The organism is Streptomyces sp. AcH 505 (assembly GCF_000818175.1).
Lineage (GTDB): Bacteria > Actinomycetota > Actinomycetes > Streptomycetales > Streptomycetaceae > Streptomyces.
This window is the reverse complement of the sequence record NZ_JTIY01000010.1, coordinates 1-18,492: the sequence shown is the minus strand read 5'-3', so window position 1 is coordinate 18,492 and position 18,492 is coordinate 1. Positions and strand designations below refer to the sequence as shown.

Annotated in this window: 11 protein-coding genes and 1 pseudogene; 9 read left to right on the top strand and 3 right to left on the bottom strand. The window is 68.5% G+C overall.

Annotated features, from left to right (window positions below):
* Positions 1-7 precede the first annotated feature (7 nt).
* Positions 8-1,054, bottom strand: coding sequence for a zinc-binding alcohol dehydrogenase (locus tag HY68_RS37905; protein ID WP_042001979.1), 1,047 nt, complete (start codon positions 1,052-1,054; stop codon positions 8-10).
* A 151-nt stretch (positions 1,055-1,205) separates the two neighbouring features.
* Between HY68_RS37905 and HY68_RS37900 the strand changes: the two genes are divergently transcribed.
* The 6 genes from HY68_RS37900 to HY68_RS37870 all read left to right on the top strand — a co-directional run bounded on the left by HY68_RS37900 (position 1,206) and on the right by HY68_RS37870 (position 10,330).
* On the top strand, positions 1,206-2,612 hold the full coding sequence (locus tag HY68_RS37900; RefSeq protein ID WP_042001976.1) for an extracellular solute-binding protein: 1,407 nt from the start codon (positions 1,206-1,208) through the stop codon (positions 2,610-2,612).
* A 33-nt stretch (positions 2,613-2,645) separates the two neighbouring features.
* A complete protein-coding gene (locus HY68_RS37895) occupies positions 2,646-3,617 on the top strand; it encodes a sugar ABC transporter permease (protein WP_042001969.1) in 972 nt (323 codons plus the stop codon).
* Entirely contained in the window at positions 3,617-4,483 is an 867-nt protein-coding gene (locus HY68_RS37890) for a carbohydrate ABC transporter permease (RefSeq protein WP_042001966.1), read from the top strand. Before HY68_RS37895 ends, HY68_RS37890 begins: the two co-directional genes overlap by 1 nt.
* 26 nt (positions 4,484-4,509) lie before the next feature.
* Positions 4,510-5,709: an ROK family protein gene (locus tag HY68_RS37885; protein ID WP_042001963.1), complete on the top strand. Its 1,200-nt coding sequence runs from the start codon at positions 4,510-4,512 to the stop codon at positions 5,707-5,709.
* Positions 5,710-5,774: 65 nt separating this feature from the next.
* Positions 5,775-6,701, top strand: a complete 927-nt coding sequence (locus tag HY68_RS37880; protein WP_042001960.1) for a Gfo/Idh/MocA family oxidoreductase — start codon at positions 5,775-5,777, stop codon at positions 6,699-6,701.
* Positions 6,702-7,336: 635 nt separating this feature from the next.
* The gene (locus HY68_RS37870) at positions 7,337-10,330 is read left to right on the top strand and encodes a hypothetical protein (protein ID WP_157874588.1); all 2,994 of its coding nucleotides are present in this window, start codon (positions 7,337-7,339) and stop codon (positions 10,328-10,330) included.
* A 668-nt stretch (positions 10,331-10,998) separates the two neighbouring features.
* Here HY68_RS37870 and tkt read toward each other — a convergent pair.
* Positions 10,999-13,221: a transketolase gene (gene tkt / locus HY68_RS37860; protein ID WP_042001952.1), complete on the bottom strand. Its 2,223-nt coding sequence runs from the start codon at positions 13,219-13,221 to the stop codon at positions 10,999-11,001.
* 75 nt (positions 13,222-13,296) lie between these two features.
* On the bottom strand, positions 13,297-14,958 hold the full coding sequence (tal, locus tag HY68_RS37855) for a transaldolase (RefSeq protein ID WP_063779762.1): 1,662 nt from the start codon (positions 14,956-14,958) through the stop codon (positions 13,297-13,299).
* 722 nt (positions 14,959-15,680) lie between these two features.
* Here tal and HY68_RS37850 point away from each other — a divergent pair.
* From HY68_RS37850 to HY68_RS45965, 3 genes and pseudogenes are all read left to right on the top strand, one after another.
* Positions 15,681-16,826, top strand: a complete 1,146-nt coding sequence (locus HY68_RS37850) for a polyprenyl synthetase family protein (RefSeq protein ID WP_052457574.1) — start codon at positions 15,681-15,683, stop codon at positions 16,824-16,826.
* Positions 16,823-18,361: a phytoene desaturase gene (locus HY68_RS37845; protein ID WP_042001948.1), complete on the top strand. Its 1,539-nt coding sequence runs from the start codon at positions 16,823-16,825 to the stop codon at positions 18,359-18,361. The genes HY68_RS37850 and HY68_RS37845 overlap by 4 nt, the downstream gene beginning before the upstream one ends.
* Positions 18,358-18,492 (top strand): annotated as a pseudogene (locus HY68_RS45965) (phytoene/squalene synthase family protein); the annotation flags it as partial. The gene HY68_RS37845 and the pseudogene HY68_RS45965, both read left to right, overlap by 4 nt.

Below are 18,492 nucleotides of genomic sequence, written 5' to 3'. Positions count from 1 at the left end.
CAGAATCTCAGAATTCCAGGATGACCTGGAGGGCGTCGGCGGGACGCTCGTCCAGCAGGACATAGGCTTCGGCCGCTTCGTCGGCCGGTACGACATGGCTGACGAGTGAGGTCACGTCGACACGGCCTTCGGCGACGAGTGCCAGGAAGGTGCGCTGGAGACGCTCCACGGTCCAGCGGCCGGACAGCTGCGGTGGCACACCACCGATCTGGGAACAGATCAGCTGTACGCGGTTGTGATGGAACTCGTCGCCGAGGCGCAGACCGATGGCGTCCCCCTGGTAGAACCCGGAGGCGACGACGCGGCCACCGACGGTGACGGAGCGCACCGCCTCGTGGAGGGCCGGGTACACACCACTGATCTCAATGGCGACGTCGGCGCCCCGCTCTTCTGTGGCGGCGCGGATCGCCTCGGCGACGCCCCCGGTGACGGCGTTCAGGGTGGTGGTCGCGCCGTACCGGCGTGCGGTGTCGAGCCGCCCGTCCAGGGCGTCGACCGCTGTCACACGGCCGCCGTTGAGCTGGGCGAGCCGGGTGGTGAGCAGTCCGATGACGCCCTGGCCGAAGATGGCGATGTCCTCGCCGACGTGGATGTCGGAGGCCAGGACCGCGTTGTACGCGATGGCGCCGACCCGGGCGAAGGTGCCGGCGAGCGGGTCGAGGCCCGCCGGGAGGGTGTGCCCGATCATCCGTTCCACCGGGACGATGCCTTCGCTGCGGTGGCCCCAGATGCCCCAGACCAGGTCGCCGACGGCCGGCAGTCCCGGTGTGCCGGTGAGTTCGTCCGAGATCTCGGTCACCTCGCCGACCTCCGAGTAGCCCCAGCCGGCGACGGGGTACTCGATGCCGGCGGCGCCGTCCCGGAAGATCCGCGCCTCCGGGTCCCAGGTGCGGGTCAGGTAGGGGTTGGTGCCGCGATACGCGGTGAGTTCGGTGCCCGCCGACACACCCGAGTAGCGCGTACGCACCCGGAGATGGCCCGGGGGCAGCGGGGCGCTGTCGTGCTCGGCGACTTCGACCTGTCGCGGGCCGGTGAACTGGACGACGCGTTCCACGTGGGGCTCCGAGAAGTTGACGCTGAGGGCTCGGCTGGGCTGCCGTACCACTTGACTTAGGTCGAAGATATCTCAGAGTTATGTCTTGTCAACATGCAAAAGTGATGCTGTGATGCGTGCATACGAAGCATAAGTAGCGTGAGGATGAGCCATGCGTACGTGGATCCGTCGGTCGACGAAGACCGCAGCGGGCGCGCTGGCGGCGGTGTTGGGCGTCGGCGTACTCGCCGGATGCTCGACAGACACCGGCGCGGCCAAACCGGACAACAAGATCACCGTGTGGTCACAGGAGAACCTGCCGCCGCAGATGGCGGTGACGAAGAAGATCGTCGCCCGCTTCGAGAAGCGGACCGGCATCAAGGTCAAAGTGGTCGGGGTGGACGAGAACCAGCTCCCGCAGCTGATCATGTCCGCCGCCGCGGCCGGCACCCTGCCCGATGTCATCGGTGCCGTCCCGATCGGCCAGGTCTGGCAGATGTACACCAACGGTCTGCTGAACACGAAGATCAGCGGCCAGATCGTCAACAGCCTCGACCGCACGACATTCGACGCCAACGCGCTACGGCTGACCAGCGACAGGACGACCCAGCTCGCCGTGCCCTCCGACGCCTGGCTGCAGATTCTCGTCTACCGCAAGGACATGCTGGCCAAGGCGGGGCTGCCGGTGCCCGACACCTATCCCAAGCTGCTCAAGGCGGCACAGACCCTCAAGACACCGAGCCGGTCGGGGATCTCGGTCGCCACCGATCCCAGCGACGTGTTCACCCAGCAGAGCTTCGAGGACCTCGCGCTCGCCAACAACTGCCAGCTGGTGAACGGCGCCGGCGACGTCACACTGGACTCCCCCGCCTGCCGGGACACCTTCGGTGTGTACAACAAGCTCGGCAGTACCTACGGCGCACCCGGCACCCAGACCGTCGACTCGACCCGCGCCACCTACTTCGCCGGCAAGTCCGGCATGGTGCTGTGGTCGACGTTCCTCCTCGACGAACTGGCGGGACTGCGTAACGACGCACTGCCCAGCTGCCCGCAGTGCAAGAACAACAAGCAGTTCCTGTCCGAGAACAGCGGTGTCGTCACGGCCCTCTCCGGCTCCGCGGGCAAGAAGCCGGCCCAGTTCGGCGAAGTCGCCTCCTGGGTCGCGACGAAGACGGCCGAGACCTCCGCGTCGACCACCTTCATCCGGTACATGATGGACCAAGGGCTCCAGGACTGGATCGGCATGGCTCCCGAGGGCCAGATCCCCGTGCGGCACGGCACAGCCGCCGACCCCGACAAGTTCCTGACCGCCTGGCGGCACAGCGCGATCGGCGTCGACGACCGCAAACCGCTCGACCAGGTCTTCCCCACCCAGCTCCTGGACCAACTCGTCGCCGGCGTCAGCAACATGCAGCGCTGGGGCTTCAAACAAGGCCAGGGCGCCCTCGTCGGCGCCACCAACGGCCAGCTACCGGTGCCCAAGGCGATCAGCGCCATGACCGGCGGCCAGATCTCACCCGGCCAGGCGGCCGAGGAAGCCGACGATGACGTCTCCGCACTGCAGAAATCCCTCCAGTAACAGGCCGTCGGCCGCCCCCGTCGAGGAACCCACATGAGCTCATATCCGCGGGCCGCGAAGAAGCGCCCCCCACTCACCGCCAGCCGGCGGGAGAACCGCGCAGGCCTGGCCTTCGTCACACCCACCTTCGTCGTCGTGCTGATCGTCGTCGTCATCCCGATCCTCTGGACCGTCCTGCTGGCCTTCCAGAACGCCAAGCTGGTCGACATCCAGGGCATGGGGGTGTTCGGCAACTGGTCCTTCCACAACTTCGTGGAGGTGTTCACCTCCCCCGGCTTCTGGTCGAGCCTGGTCACCACGCTCGTCTACACCGTCGGCGGCACCCTGGGCTCCGTCGTGCTCGGACTGATCGCCGCCCTCGCGCTGCGCAAGCCGTTCCGCGGGCGTGGCCTGGTGCGCAGCACCATGCTCCTGCCGTACGTCGCCCCCGTCGTCGCCGTCGCCTTCGTCTGGCAGGTCGCGCTCAGCCCCCAGTACGGCATCGTCAACCACTGGGGCGGCAAGCTGCTCGGCTGGGACAACCCCATCGCGTTCCTCTCCACACGCAGCTACGAAGTGAACCTGTTCGGCGCGCACTTCGGGATACCGCTGGCGCTGCTGACCGTCATCGCCTTCGAGACCTGGCGGTACTTCCCGTTCGCCTTCCTCTTCCTCCTCGCCCGGCTCCAGGCCGTACCGGACGGACTCGAAGAGGCGGCCCGCGTGGACGGCGCGACCCCCACCCAGCGGTTCCGGTACATCCTGCTCCCCCAACTGATGCCGGTCATCGCACTGCTGAGCGTGCTGCGCTTCATCATGACCTTCAACAAGTTCGACGACGTCTACCTGCTCACCGGCGGGGGCTCCGGCACCGACGTCGTGGCCGTGCGCGTGTACGACTTCCTGACCGCGAACTTCGACGTGGGCGCGGCGGCCGCACAGGCCCTGGTCCTCGCGGTCGTGCTGATGGTCCTGCTCGGCATCTATTTCAAGTTCTTCGCCAAGAAGGTTCAGGAGGAGGCGTGATGACCCGCACTCAGTTCGAGGAACGCCTCTTCGGCGTCCTGCGATGGGTCACCATCGTCTGCCTGGCACTGATCACGCTCGTGCCCTTCTACTACATGCTGCTGCTTTCGGTGAAGCCGATCGACGCACTGCTGCTGGACCCAGGGTCCCTGTGGGTCTCCGGCAAGGACTTCACCCTCGACACCTACAAGAACGTCCTGCAGTCCACCGACGACGGCGGCCAGGGCTTCCTGCGGATGATGCTCAACTCGGCGCTGGTGTCGCTCGGTACGGTAGCTCTCACGCTGGCCGCCGCCGTCCCGGGCGCGTACGCCATCAGCCGGCTGAAGTTCTTCGGCAGCCGCCACGTCAGCGCACTGTTCCTGGCGGTCTATCTCTTCCCCGCCACCCTCCTCGCCGTTCCGCTGTTCGTGATGTTCGCGAAGATCGGCCTCTCCGGGAGCCTGGTCGGACTGGCGATCGTCTACATCGCCCAGACCGTGCCCGTCTCGATCTACATGCTGAAGAACTACTTCATCACCATCCCGGTGAGCGTCGAGGAGGCCGCCGCTCTCGACGGTGCGTCACGCTGGCAGACCGTGCGCAGGGTGGTGCTGCCGCTCGCGATGCCGTCATTGATGGCCACCGGCCTCTATGTCTTCATGATTGCCTGGAACGAATTCCTCTTCGCCCTCCTCTTCCTGGCCGCCGACCCCGACAAGTGGACGGTCTCCCTGGGACTGCAGCAACTGGCGAACGGCATCGAGGTTCCCAAGACAGTTCTGATGGCTGGGTCGGTGGTCCTGACCCTCCCCGTGGTACTGCTGTTCTACGCGGCGGAGCGGCTGCTGACCGAGGGCCTCACCAGCGGTGCGGACAAGGGTTAGTGAAGAGATCGGGAGTAGGGACGACGATGCCGGTGAACCAGGCGAGTGCGGGGCATCTGCTGCGGCTGATCCGCACGGGTGAAGCAGTGACGCGCGGCGAACTCCAGCATGTGACAGGGCTGTCCCGGTCCACCGTCGGCAACCGCCTGGACCAGCTCTTCGCCGCCGGGTGGCTGCGGGACACGGCAGCCGGCGCCTCTACCGGCGGACGGCCCTCCGCACGCCTGGAGTTCAACTCCTCGCACGCGGTGGTCCTCGCCGTCGACCTGGAGACCCGGCACAGCCGGGCCGCGGTGCTCGGCCTGGACGGCACCCTCCTCGCCGACCGCTCGGAGCCGTTGCTCATCTCGGACGGCCCCGACCGGGTGCTGGACACCGTCGCGAGCTGGTTCCCCTCGCTGCTGGAGAAGGCGGGCACCGACGCCTCACGGGTCTGCGGAATCGGTCTGTCCGTACCCGGCCCCGTCGACTGGACGACGGGACAGCTCGTCCAGCCCCCGATCATGCCGGGCTGGGACCAGTACCCGGTCCCCGTCCGGATGCAGGAGGCGTACGCCCGGCACGTCCCGTCCGCCGGGGCGCCGGTACCCGTGCTCGTCGACAACGACGCCAATCTCATGGCCTACGCCGAACAGCGCCTCTTCTACCCCGACTGCTCAGCGTTCGTGCTGGTGAAGGTGTCCACAGGCATCGGCGCCGGTGTCGTCGTCGACGGGGAGCCCTACCGGGGCATCGACGGCGGAGCCGGCGACATCGGACACATCCGGCTGCACGACAGGACCGAGGCGTTGTGCATGTGCGGGTCCTACGGCTGCCTCGCGGCCGTGGCCAGCGGCCGTGCGATCGCTGAGCAGTTGGCGTCCGCCGGCATTCCGACGACGTCGGGCTCCGACGTACGGGAACACCTGGCTGCGGGCCAGCCGGACGCCGTCAGACTGGCCCGCGAGGCCGGTCAGCGGGTCGGAGAAGTGCTGGTCACCGTGGTGACCCTGCTCAACCCCGGGGTGCTGGTCCTCGCGGGCGATCTGGCCGGCACGCCGTTCCTGACGGGTGTGCGCGAACTCCTCTACCAGCGCGCGATGCCGCGCACGACGGCACACCTCAACGTGGTGACGTCCCGTCTCGGCGACCAGGCAGCGCTCAGTGGCGCGGCCGCCATGGTCGTCGAGCACCTCTACGCCCCGGACAGGGCCGACACCCGACTGGCCGCGCTCAACGGCGCCTGACACTTCCCGCTGACCGGCAGCCTCTCCCAACTGCCTCTACACACCCGTACTTCCATGGAGCCCCCATGTCGCTCGACTCGCCTTCCGAACACCCGCCCGGTCCGAACGCCGCCGATCAGCCGCCCTTGCGAGTGGGTCTGGTCGGCGCCGGCCCCTGGGCCCGGACGATGCACGCCCGGATGCTCGCGGCAGGACCCGAGACCCAACTCGCCGGCGTGTGGGCGAGGCGCCCCGAGGCCGCCGCCGAGACCGCCGCACCGTACGACGCTCCGGTGGCCGCCTCGTTCGAAGAACTCCTGGACCTCAGCGAGGCCATCGCCTTCGCCGTACCACCCGCCGTCCAGGCGGAGTTGGCGGTACGCGCGGCACGGGCCGGCAAACCCGTGCTGCTGGAGAAACCGCTGGGCCCTGACCTGGCGTCGGCCCGCAAGGTCGCCGAAGCGGTGGCGGAGCACGGTGTCGTCTCCCAGCTCGTTCTGACGAAGCGTTACCACCCGGTGACGCGCGAGTTCCTCCGTCTCGCGGCACAGACGGAGGCGACGGGGGCGCGCTCCTGCTATCTCCACGGTGCCTTCCTCGGCGGGGAGTTCGCCACCCCGTGGCGGCTGGAGCAAGGTGCCCTGCTCGATCTCGGGCCCCATCTGCTGGACCTGCTCGACGCGGCTGTCGGTCCGATCGCGTCCGTGCACGCGACGGGAGACTCGCGCCGCTGGATCGAGCTGACCTGTGAACACACCAACGGTGCGATCAGCCAGGCATCCCTCTCCGGCACGGTCCGCCTCCCCGCGGCCCGCACGCGCATCGAGCTGTACGGACCCGGCGAGGAGATCGTCTACGACACGGCGGAACTCGACCACGAGGAATGCTGGCCCGTACTGCGCCGAGAGTTCGCGTCCGCCGTCCGCTCCGGCGTTTCCTCCCCGATCGACGCCGCGCGCGGTCTGCACGTCCAGGAACTCCTGGAAATGGCCACGGCCACGCTTTCTCGTTGAGCCACGGGTCGACCCGACCCGACCACTCGCGCCTCGCTGGGATCAACCGGCCTGGTCCGACGGCAAAGACGCGAGCAAGTTCGAGCCGGGCGGCTAGCGTCTCCTCGTGGGTGTCGCCGAGCCGGTTCCGCCGCAGGGGATGTTTACCGCAGCCCGCATCCTGATCGAGGTCGGCGACGGCACCTTCTACCAACCCCAACCGGTCCCCACGGGCGGTGAATCCTAGGAGGAAGTCGCGTCTCCGGCAGGCAAGTGAGCAGCTACGTCGTAGTTGGCGACGCGTCCCGCCAACACCCGCGGGCTCATGCCATGGCCGCTGTCCCGGTCAGCGTCGGCACCGGCCTCCAGCAGCAGCCGGATCGTCGCGCCCTCGCCCTGTGAACAGAACACCGCCCTCCACAACGGCGTGTTCCCATGGGGGCGGCAGCTGGGACGATCCCGCCCGCGAGCTGGAGATTCTCCGGGTCCGACAGCGTCAGGCACTCGGTATGGGGCACCGGGCACAGCACACAGAGGACGCCATTCATCGGATGCTTAGAGCCTTGACGCGGTTATACCCCAAGGTTACCGTGACGTTTCTCAGCATAGGTCGGATGAATGTCTGAGGAACGCCTCGGCTCTGAAGGAGACTCACCGTGTGGCTGCCTAAACGAAGACATTCCGTCCTGCTGCTGGCGGGTACAGCGGTGACAGCTCTTCTCGCGACAGGTCTCGTGTCCGCCGATGTCGCGGTGGCCGACTCCGTGGCGTCCGTCTACGCGGCACCCGACGGCACGGGCACTCGGTGCTCGTCCGGGGCGCCTTGCTCGATCACCACGGCCCAGCAGACTGCCCGTCACGCCCGTGCGGGGCGTACCGACACGGTGCAGGTGATCCTGGGCGGCGGTACTTACCAACTGGCGGCACCCCTCGAATTCGACGCGGCAGACTCAGGCAGCCCCGGGCATCCGGTCGTATGGACGGCGGCGCGCGGCGCCCACCCGATACTCTCCGGTGCGACCCGCGTGCGTAACTGGACCACTTCCTCCCCGTCAGGCGTCTGGTCGGCATCCGTACCGGCCGCAAGCGCCAGCCGTCAGCTCTACGTCGACGGCGCGGAGGTGCCCGTCTCGCAGGCCACACCCGCCCAACTGCACTTCGCCGGCGGCTGGAAAGGCTCGACCACGGGGTACGACCTCAAGGGCGACCCAGCCGGGCTCGCCTTCTTCACGGCGATGACGCCGGCCCAGTTGCGGCAGGTCGAATTCGACTACCCGGGCGGGAACGGGCAGTGGACCGACTCCAAGTGCCGCGTGCAGTCGCTGTCCGGCACGTCGCTGACCCTGAACGAGCCGTGCTGGAAGAACGTCACCGGCCGCGCCGAGTACTCCCAGGCCAGCGGCACACTGCCCGCCATGAGCCCCTCGCAGATGCCGACCTCGATCCAGAACGCCAGAAGCCTCCTGCACCCGGGCCAGTGGTTCCTCGACCAGTCAGGCCACACCCTCTACCTCGCCCCGCTGAACGCGGCCAAGCCGGACAGCCTCGATGTCGAACTGCCCCACCTGGAGACCCTCGTGCAGGGCACGGGCAGCCTGGCTCGTCCCGTCCACGATCTGACGTTCACCGGGCTCACATTCTCCTACGCCACGTGGAACGCCCCCTCCGAGCCCGCAGGCTTCGCCGACGTGCAGAGCAACCTGCACATGACGGGGGCGAACAACCAGGGCATGTGCTCGTTCTCGAACCCGGCCGGCAGCTGCCCCTGGGGCCTGCTGACCGAGCCGCACGCCAACGTCTCCTTCACCGCCGCGAACCACATCACACTGACCGGCAACCGGTTCGCGGAACTCGGTGGGGCAGGCCTCCGCATCGCTTACGGCTCGTCACACAACCTCGTCCAGGGCAACGAGTTCACCGATATCGCGTCAACCTCGATCCTGCTCGGCTGCACCGCCGACCCCACGCCGGTCAACCCCGATCCGGCCCACTTCCCGGACTACCTGACCAAGAACCCCGACACACCAAAGACGATCAAGGACAACTGCACCCCGGATCCATCAGCTGTGGCCGGCGACGCGATCGGGACGAACGAAATCGCCACCGGCAACACGATTTCGGACAACGTCATTCACCACATCGGCACCGACTACCCCTCGGCAAGCGGCATCACGCTGCTGTACACCCGACACACGCTGGTCACCCAGAACGAGCTCTACGACCTGCCCTACACCGGCATCACCGCCGGTGTCATCCAGGGACACGTCGACTCGGCGGACCACCCCTCGAACACGCTCAACATCAACGCCGACAACACGATCAGCGACAACCTCATCCACGACTACCTCAAGGTGCTCGGCGACGGGGGCGGCGTGTACATGGAAGGACACCAGGGCGCCTACCACTACAAAGCCGATGGCAAGACGATCGACTTCGACGCCACGATGGCGCACGGCCTGCAGGTGATCGGCAACGTCACCTACAACCAGGGGCCCGGCTTCGCCTCCTTCTACGACGACGCCGGCTCCGAGTGGATCCACTACGTCGGCAACGTGCAGTTCCACAACAACGGCGCCAACGCCCAGGGAGGCTGCGCGGCCACCGGGCACTTCCTCGTCGAGGGCAACTACTTCTCCGCGCCCGCCGGTCAGTACATCTGCGCCGACGCGGTCGACAGCCACGTCGGCAGCAACACCACCATCCCGAACTCCCCCGGGCCGAACGACATCCAGCTGACGGCACTGCGCAACGCCGGCGCGGACACGTCGGGACGAGGCTTCGCCGACACGACGGACATCGAGGCCGACTACGTCTCGCCGCCACAAGCGACGTTCTCCAACGGCACCACGACCATGCGGGTGCTGATCGGTGGCGCCGGGTTCGTGCCGGGAACCCCGGTCTACTTCTCCGGCCACGCCGCCCCGAAGGTGCAGGTGCTCTCACCCGGCTTCCTGATCGCCTCGCTCCCGCCCGGTGCGGACACCTCGCAGGTGTCGGTCGGCGGTCTCGTCGCCGCGCCCAAGATCTCCGCACCGGCGACCGGCGCGACCGGCGTGACGAACACGTTCACCGTTCGCGGGTCCGGGGTCACGGGTGACACGGTCACCGTGACAGACGGCGGCACCCCCCTGTGCCGTGTGACGGTCACGGGCTCCGCATGGTCGTGCACCGCGACGGAGCCCGACGGTCAGCACACACTCGTGGCCGTACAGTCGAACTCGCGCGGCGTCGCCTCGCCACCGGTCACAACCGTCTTCGTGGTCGGCAAGGCTCCCGCCACCGTCCGACTCAACGACAGCGACCCGACGGTCCAGTACTCCGGATTCAGCTATCAGAGCGGCCGGGGGCTCGACGACTACCAGGACGACATCCACTACGCGTCGGACAACGGCTCGGCGATCACTTATACGTTCGTCGGTACCGGTATCAAGGTGTACGGCGAACAGAGCAGCGACGAAGGCCATTTCTCGGCAGTGCTGGACGCGGGCACGCCGACCAGCGTCGACACCGTACCCAGTGACGGCCAGCGTCGCTCGAACGTCGTCGTATGGTCGAAGACCGGCCTGCCCGCCGGTCTGCACACACTCGTACTGACCAAAGTCGACGGGACCTACATGACCTTCGACGGACTTGAGGTCGACAACAACTGAACCGGACCCCTGCCCGTTCCCACACCCAGAGCTCCTCCGGCAGGGTCCGGCCCCGCGGCGCGCGGAGTGGTCGAGCCGGGAAGTCCGCGGCGCTGTGCAGTCTGCCGCCGCACGCATCCGCACACCGCCATCACCGACCGGTCCACTGCGCCGCGAGAGAGCGCTGTGGACCGGTCGGTGAGGGCGCCTACTGGTAACAGGGGTTCCCGCACTGCACCGTGAACGTGCCGCCGTCGTTGAGCACTGGGAGGGCGGGGTGGTGAGTGACGGTCGTGGGGGCATTACTGGTCTCCCAGGGCATGGGAACTGCCACGGCCTGAGGCGCCAAGGCGGTGAGGGCCCCGGTAGCGACGAAAACGGCGGCAACCACGCGCGTGGACAGACGCATCTGAACTCCTCAATCGACGATGAGTTGGCAGGACTGCGGCCAGGACGATCCCTTGGACGGGCCGTCCTGGCCGACTACCAGTCTCCAATACAGACCGCGTTCCGCGCTCCATCGGGGATCTGCGAACGCCCCCGTGCCGGAGGCCCGCTCGCAGGGCGGTCAGGACACGGACCGGGACGCCGCCGAAGATCAGCGACCGGTAGCCGCCAGGCCGAGGAACGCCCCCGGCCTGGCAAAGGCAACTCGACACACTCCCGGTGCCGAAGTCACTCGAAGACCGTCACGGACGGTCCCCCGTGCCTCCGCTCGTGGGGGCGGCGGTCTGCTGACGGCCGCCCGGGCGCGGGGGCTCAGTGGCGTCCCGGATGCTGTCGCGGGCGGCGGCCGCCACCGCCTCGGCGGTGATGCCGAATTCGGTGTAGAGCCGCTGGTAGTCCGCTGAAGCGCCGTAGTGCTCAAGGCTGATGATCCGCCCCGCGTCTCCGACCACGTCGCGCCAGCCCTGGCCGACGGCGGCCTCGACACTGACCCGGGCCCGGACCTCGGGCGGCAGGACTTCATCCTGGTAAGCCAGTGGTTGGGCGGCGAACCACTCCCGGCACGGCATGGACACCACTCGCACCGCCAGACCGTCCGATGCCAGCAGGGCACGGGCGTCCAGGGCGATCTGCACCTCCGAGCCCGTCGCGACGAGGATGACGTCCGGTGTCGAACTCCCCTCGCTTTCGGCAAGGGTGTACCCGCCGCGGGCCGCGTTCGACGCGGCGGCGAACTCCCCGCTGCTCCGGTCCAGCACGGGCAGGTTCTGCCGGGTGAGGATCAGCCCGGCGGGCCGGTCGGTGTGCTCCAGAACGGTGCGCCAGCAGGCAGCGGTCTCATTCGCGTCAGCGGGCCGTACGACATCCAGGCCGGGGATGGCGCGCAGTGCGGCGAGGTGCTCGACGGGCTGATGCGTCGGGCCGTCCTCGCCCAGGCCGATCGAGTCGTGGGTCCACACGTACGTCGCGGGCAGCTGCATCAGGGCTGCCAGCCGGACCGCGGGGCGCATGTAGTCCGAGAAGGTGAGGAACGTGCCGCCGTACGGCCGCGTCAGGCTTTGCAGCGCGATGCCGTTGAGGACCGCGCCCATCGCGTGCTCGCGGATGCCGAAGTGCAGGGTGCGCCCATACGGGTCGCCCTTCCACTCCTTGGTCTGCCGGTCGGCCGGCAGGAAGGACGGCTCGCCCTCCATCGTGGTGTTGTTGCTCTCGGCGAGGTCGGCCGACCCTCCCCATAGCTCAGGCAGGACATCCGCGACGGCGTTGAGCACCGCTGCGGATGCCTTGCGGGTGGCCATCCCCTTGGAGTCGGCCGGGAATTGGGGCAGCGTCTCGGCCCACCCCTCCGGCAACTCCTGTGCCTGCAGCCGGTCGAGCAGCGCGGCGCGCGCGGGGTTGGCCTCGCGCCAGGCGGTGAACTGGTCCTGCCATCGGGCGTGCACATCGTGCCCGCGATCCGACGCCTCGCGAGTCCGCGCCAGGACCTCGTCCTCGACGACGAACGTGCGCGCCGGGTCGAAGCCCAACAGCTCCTTCGTCGCGGCGACTTCGTCGTCGCCCAGCGCCGAGCCATGCGCCTTTCCGGTGTTCTGCTTGGTGGGGGCGGGCCAGCCGATCAGGGTACGCAGCATGATCAGCGAGGGGCGGCCGGTCTCCGCCTTGGCCGCCTCGATCGCGGCCAACAGCGCGTCCACGTCTTCGACGTAGTCGCCGGTGCGGGTCCAGTCCACGGTCTGCACGTGCCAGCCGTAGGCGGCGTAGCGGGCCGGTACGTCTTCGCTGAACGAGACGTTGGTGTCGTCCTCGATGGAGATGTTGTTGGAGTCGTAGAACATCACCAGGTTGCCGAGTTCCTGGTGTCCGGCGAGGGAACTCGCCTCGGAGGTGACGCCCTCCATGAGGTCTCCGTCGGAGGCGATGACGTAGACGTGGTGGTCGAAGGGGGACGCGCCGGGCGCGGCGTCCGGATCGAGGAGGCCGCGCTCGCGGCGCGCGGCCATCGCCATACCCACGGCGCTGGCCAGGCCCTGCCCCAGCGGTCCGGTGGTGATCTCGACCCCGGGGGTGTGGCGGTGCTCGGGATGGCCGGGCGTTGCCGACCCCCACGTGCGGTATGCCTGCAGGTCCGGCAGTTCAAGACCGTACCCGGACAGATAGAGCTGGATGTACAGCGTCAGGCTGGAATGACCGCACGACAGCACGAAGCGGTCGCGCCCCAGCCACCGGTCGTCATTCGGGTCATGGCGCATCACCTTCTGAAACAACAGGTAGCCCAGGGGCGCCAGACTCATCGCCGTACCGGGGTGACCGTTGCCGACCTTCTGGACGGCGTCGGCGGCAAGCAGCCGAACCGTGTCCACCGCCCGTACATCCACCGCGTCCCAGCCCACCTGGTCGCTCACGGGCGAACTCACTCCACGCTCGTGTGCTGCGGCAGACCCGTTCCCCGATGTCCCGTTCGCCATAAAGACTCCTTATATAGATATAAAAGACACGTTACATTCTTCCGAGCACGGCCGGAGGACGGACCGGACGGCCCGTCATCCGGACGGCCGAGTGGACGAAAAGACGCGGCCGACGGCGGCGAGGCGCAGGCTTTCCAAGGTGGCCAGTTGGTGCTCGGCCCGCTCCAGCAGTGTGTCCAGGTATTCGGGATAGAGCCGGTCGTCGGTCTCGGCCAGCGTCCGCAGGGTGCGCCAGCACGCCGCTTTGCCCTGGACGCCGAGGAACATGGATTCCAGTTCCAGGACATCGCTGAGTGGGGAGCGGGAGAACAGATGCCCGTTGGGCTTGAGGCGGCCGGCCTTCTCGGCCAGCCAGCCAAGAGCGACCTTGGAGTGGTCGACGGACACGCCCACGTCGGTCATGATCTTCGTCAGCGACTCACGGTCCTGCGCCACCTGCCGGGTCAGCTCGGCCAGCGCGGTGTCCCGCTCCTCCCCCTGCTGGGCCTGGGCGGCCCGCCGGAAGAGTTCCAGGCCGGCAGTCGCTCCCGAGAGGTGGTCGTTGAGGTAGATCGCCATGAGGTCAGCGCCGCCCACGGCGTCCTCCGGCGAGCCGTGCGAGTTCCCGGACTCGTCGTCGGCGGTGTGCATTTCGCGGTCCACCGAGGCGGCGAGTTCAGTCCAGCTGTCCTCGAACTTGGCCAGCCCTTCACGTTCGAGACTCTCGGTGACGTCAGCGAAGTCGACGCCGATCCGTTCCAGCGCGGCGAAGTGAGCCGCGGCCGCGGCGTACCCGTCGGTGGCCGACGCGTCGTCGGGGAGGGTCCCGTGGTCGGCGAACGCGGCCAGGGTGGTGCCGGGCATGGTGTTCACGGTGCCGGCGATGACGAGTTCGCTGACGTACATCGTGTCGGGGTAGGCGGGATTTTTGACACCCGTCGACGCCCACAGCGGGCGCTGTGCATGCGCTCCGGCCGCGGCGAGGGCCTGCCAGCGCGGCTCTGCGGTCATCTGCTGGTATGCCTGGTGAGCCAGTCGGGCATTGGCGATCGCCGCCTTGCCCTTGAGGGCCCGGGCCTCGGGAGTATCGACAGCATCGAGGCGGGCGTCGACCTCGGTGTCGACCCGGGAGACGAAGAATGAGGCGACCGAGTGGATGTCCGCCAGGTCGTGGCCCGCGGACCGGGCCTGCTCCAGTCCGGTCAGGTAGGCGTCCATCACCGCGCGATAGCGGTCCAGGGAGAAGATCAGCGTGACATTGACGCTGATGCCCTGAGCGACGACGGCGGTGATCGCTGCCAGTCCCTCACGGGTGGCGGGGATCTTCACGAACAGGTTCGGTTCCGCGACCGCGTCCCACAGTTTCCGGGCCTGCGCCACGGTGGCGTCGGCGTCCCGGGCCAAGCCCGGGTCGACCTCGATCGAGACCCGTCCGTCGCTCCCGCCGGTCTGCTGGTAGACCGAGCGGAAAGCCTGGCAGCCGTCACGTACATCATCGGTGGTGAGGGCGAAGACAGCGTCGTCGACGCTCGCTCCTTGATCCGCCAGCCTCCGCAGTTGTTCGGTGTAGCGGTCCCCTTTGGACAGTGCCGAGGCGAAGATCGTAGGGTTCGTCGTCACCCCCACGACGTGCTGGTCCGCGATCAGCTTGGTCAGCTCGCCGCCGGCGAGCAGCTCACGGGACAGATCGTCGAGCCAGATCGAGACTCCGGCAGCGGACAGCCCGGCGAGTGGATCGGACCCAGTGGTGTCAGACATGCGAGACCTCCAAAAAGGGACGTGATGCCTGGTCGGCGAAGCGCCCGCGTGTGTCCCCCGGGCGTCCGTCTGCGGGACTCCCAAGGCCTGGACGAGCGGCGTGGCGTCCGCTCACGAGGGGCAATGGCGCAAGCCGGTCGTTCGGGTCGACGTGGACGTGACTCCACCTGTCGGGCGCCACGCCTTCCTCGGAGGAGTCGCAGCCCCGGCATGCTTCCGTACACGCCCCGACCCTGTGCGCCTGTCCAGTAATCACCAGCTCATCCATCAGATGGAGATTTTCCAGACAGCACGGGGGCCTCAGCGAGGACTGAGGGCGCCGCCATGTCGCCGGACGGATCCGGTTCATCCTCCGCCGCCCGTAGCTCTGGAGTGACTTTCGGCTGAATCGGCTTACTCACGCTCGCCACACGGCACAGGTTCCCTGTGGGTGACTTTTCGCGGTGAGTTGTCGAACGGGTCTGGACGGCCGAACGAAAGAATTCCTCCTCAAGCGCATCCGGACAGCCGACTCCAGCGGAATGACCTGTGGTGTCAACCGACGGAGCGATGAGAGGAACCGCATGTGCCTGAATCGGGCGGAACCGTCCGCCGGAGAGCGCCGAGGTGCCTCACAGCCCGCGCCGGCCACCCCGCGGCTTGGTCTGCGTGCTCCCGCCGCCGTCTCACCCGGCGCCGGACCTCGGTACCCGCCCGGTTCTGGGCGAGCAGCGGCCGATGAGGTGGACCGCGACGTTCCGGGCGCGGTGAGCCGTGTGCTCGAACAGGTCCTGGGAGAACGGGTCGCCCAGGCCACGGCGGTGGACGCGACCTTCGGCCGGGATGTGGCTGAACGTGTCGAGCGGTTCACGCTCCTGGGTGGGAAGCGACTACGCTCCCAGTTCCTGTGGTGGGGGATGCGGTTCTGCGCAGGAGAATCCGACGTCAGCGATGTGGACGCGGCGCTGCGTGTCGCCTGCGCCCTGGAACTCGTCCAGACGTGCGCGCTCGTGCACGACGACGTGATGGACGGATCGGCGCTACGCCGCGGCAGACCCGCTGTGCACACCGACTTCGCGGCCCAGTACGCCACCGCCCCCGCTTCAGCACTCGGCGTGCCGTTCGGTAAAGCCGCCGCCGTCCTCACCGGAGACCTCGCCCTGGCATGGGCGGACGACGCCATCGCCGACACCGTACTGGCGGCGGATGTGCAGGTACGGGTCCGTCAAGTGTGGCGCGACCTGCGGACGGAGATGGTCGGCGGTCAGTACCTCGACCTGCACGGACAGATCACCGACTCACGATCCATGGCGAGGGCACTGCGGGTGGCTTGCCTGAAGAGCGCCCTTTACACCGTGGAGCGTCCGCTCGCACTCGGAGCCGCGCTGGCCGGAGCGGACCAAGCCACCGTCAGAACTCTTTGCGCCGCAGGTCGCTGCGCCGGCATCGCCTTCCAACTGCGCGACGACCTCCTGAGTGTCTTCGGCGACCCGGAGTACACGGGGAAGCCGGCAGGCGAGGACGTCCGCCAAGGCAAACTCACCTATCTGGTCGCCGTCGCGCGGGCGCGTGCCGACGCCGAGGGCGACAGTGCGGCGCTCTCACTTCTCGACGAAGCCCTCGGGGACGCGTCCCTGTCGGAGAGCGGCCTGGCGTCTGTCCGCTCGGTCCTGGTGGCCACCGGCGCCGTGGAGACGGTCGAGAAGAAGATCGATTCGCTGGTCAGCCACAGCGGACGCTGTTTGGCAGCCGCAGGGGGCGAGTACACCGTTCGCCGCAGGCTCGGCGCGCTGTTCCGCGCCGTGTCCGGCCCGCCCACCGAGGTGGTGGGCGCCGGCCCGTCCGCCATGCCCCTCTCTTCCGCCGCCGTCCAAGGAAGCAGCCGATGAAAACCCTTGAAGGACGCACGGATCACGTCGTCGTGGTGGGAGCCGGGCTCGCCGGCCTGTCCGCCACGTTGCATCTGCTCGGTGCCGGCCGCCACGTCACCTTGGTCGAAAGGGACACACTTCCCGGTGGCCGGGCCAATCGACTGGATCTCGGCGGCTACCGGATCGACACCGGCCCGACGGTCCTGACGATGCCGGACCTCCTGGACGAGGCGTTCGCCGCCGTGGGGATGTCCCTGCGGGACCGGGTGGAGCTGATCCCTCTGCACCCCGCCTACCGGGCCCGATTCGCCGACGGCAGCGAGCTGGACGTGCACACCGGCCCCGAGGCGATGGAGTCGGAGATCGAGCGCTTCGCCGGAGCGGCCGAGGCGGCCGGCTACCGCCGTCTGCGCGACTGGCTCTCGCGCCTGTACACCGTGCAGATGCGCCGTTTCATCGACGCCAACTTCGACTCGCCCCTGCGGCTTCTCCACCCCGACCTGGCACGCCTCGCGGCGCTCGGCGGCTTCGGGCGACTCGACGCCCGTATCGGCCGGTTCCTGTCCGACGAACGCCTGCGCCGGGTCTTCTCCTTCCAGGCCCTCTACGCGGGGGTGGCGCCGGCCCGTGCGCTCGCCGCGTACGCCGTCATCGCCTACATGGACACCGTCGCCGGGGTGTACTTCCCCCGGGGCGGCATGCACACCGTGCCGCAGGCCATGGCGGACGCGGCCACCGAAGCGGGTGCCGATCTGCGGTACGGCCGTGAGGTCGTCCGGCTGGAGCGCTCGGGCGATCGGGTCACGGCTGTCGTCACCGACCAGGAACGCATCGCCTGTGACGCGGTCGTGCTGACCCCGGACCTGTCTGACGCCTACCGGCTGCTCGGCCGCCGGCCGCTTCGCCCGCTGGCGCTGCGCCACTCTCCGTCGGCCGTCGTCCTGCACGCGGGAACAAACCGTACGTGGCATGGACTGGGCCACCACACCATTTCCTTCGGCGCTGCCTGGAAGGAAACGTTCCGCGAACTCACCAGCGCGGGAGCCTTGATGAGCGACCCGTCCTTGCTCATCACCCGGCCGACGGCAACCGATCCGTCCCTCGCACCGCCGGGCCGCCACTTGCACTACATTCTCGCGCCCTGCCCCAACACCGACATCGGACCCGGTACACGGGAGTGGCACGACTTGGCGCCCCGCTACCGGGACGAGCTCCTCAGTGTGCTGGACAAGCGCGGCCTCACCGGCATCGGCTCGGCCATCGAGGAAGAGTGCCTGGTCACCCCGGTCGACTGGACCGACCAGGGACATGCTGCGGGAACGCCCTTCTCCGTCGCCCACACCTTCGCTCAGACCGGGCCGTTCCGGCCCCGCAACCTCGTGCGCGGCACGGAGAACGCCGTATTGGCAGGCTGTGGAACCACTCCCGGCGTCGGCGTACCGACCGTGATCATCTCCGGAAAGCTCGCGGCACAGCGTGTCACCGGTCCGCCTCCGCCCTCTTCGGCCCTGGGCCGGCCTCGGCGTGCCGCACGGGAGGACGAACCGGTATGACCGCCCGTGAACTCGACGCGGCGGGCATCAGGGAGCCCGCCCTGCGTGACGCGTACGCCCGGTGCCGACGCCTCAATGCCCAGCACGGGAAGACGTACTTCCTGGCGACCAGGCTGCTGCCGATCGAGCGT

Excerpts from the sequence above, each read along its gene's own strand:
- HY68_RS37900 (WP_042001976.1), top strand. The coding sequence starts at position 1,206 with ATGCGTACGTGGATCCGTCGGTCGACGAAGACCGCAGCGGGCGCGCTG.
- HY68_RS37895 (WP_042001969.1), top strand. The coding sequence starts at position 2,646 with ATGAGCTCATATCCGCGGGCCGCGAAGAAGCGCCCCCCACTCACCGCC.
- HY68_RS37890 (WP_042001966.1), top strand. The coding sequence starts at position 3,617 with ATGACCCGCACTCAGTTCGAGGAACGCCTCTTCGGCGTCCTGCGATGG.
- HY68_RS37885 (WP_042001963.1), top strand. The coding sequence starts at position 4,510 with ATGCCGGTGAACCAGGCGAGTGCGGGGCATCTGCTGCGGCTGATCCGC.
- HY68_RS37880 (WP_042001960.1), top strand. The coding sequence starts at position 5,775 with ATGTCGCTCGACTCGCCTTCCGAACACCCGCCCGGTCCGAACGCCGCC.
- tkt (WP_042001952.1), bottom strand. The coding sequence starts at position 13,221 with ATGGCGAACGGGACATCGGGGAACGGGTCTGCCGCAGCACACGAGCGT.
- tal (WP_063779762.1), bottom strand. The coding sequence starts at position 14,958 with ATGTCTGACACCACTGGGTCCGATCCACTCGCCGGGCTGTCCGCTGCC.
- HY68_RS37845 (WP_042001948.1), top strand. The coding sequence starts at position 16,823 with ATGAAAACCCTTGAAGGACGCACGGATCACGTCGTCGTGGTGGGAGCC.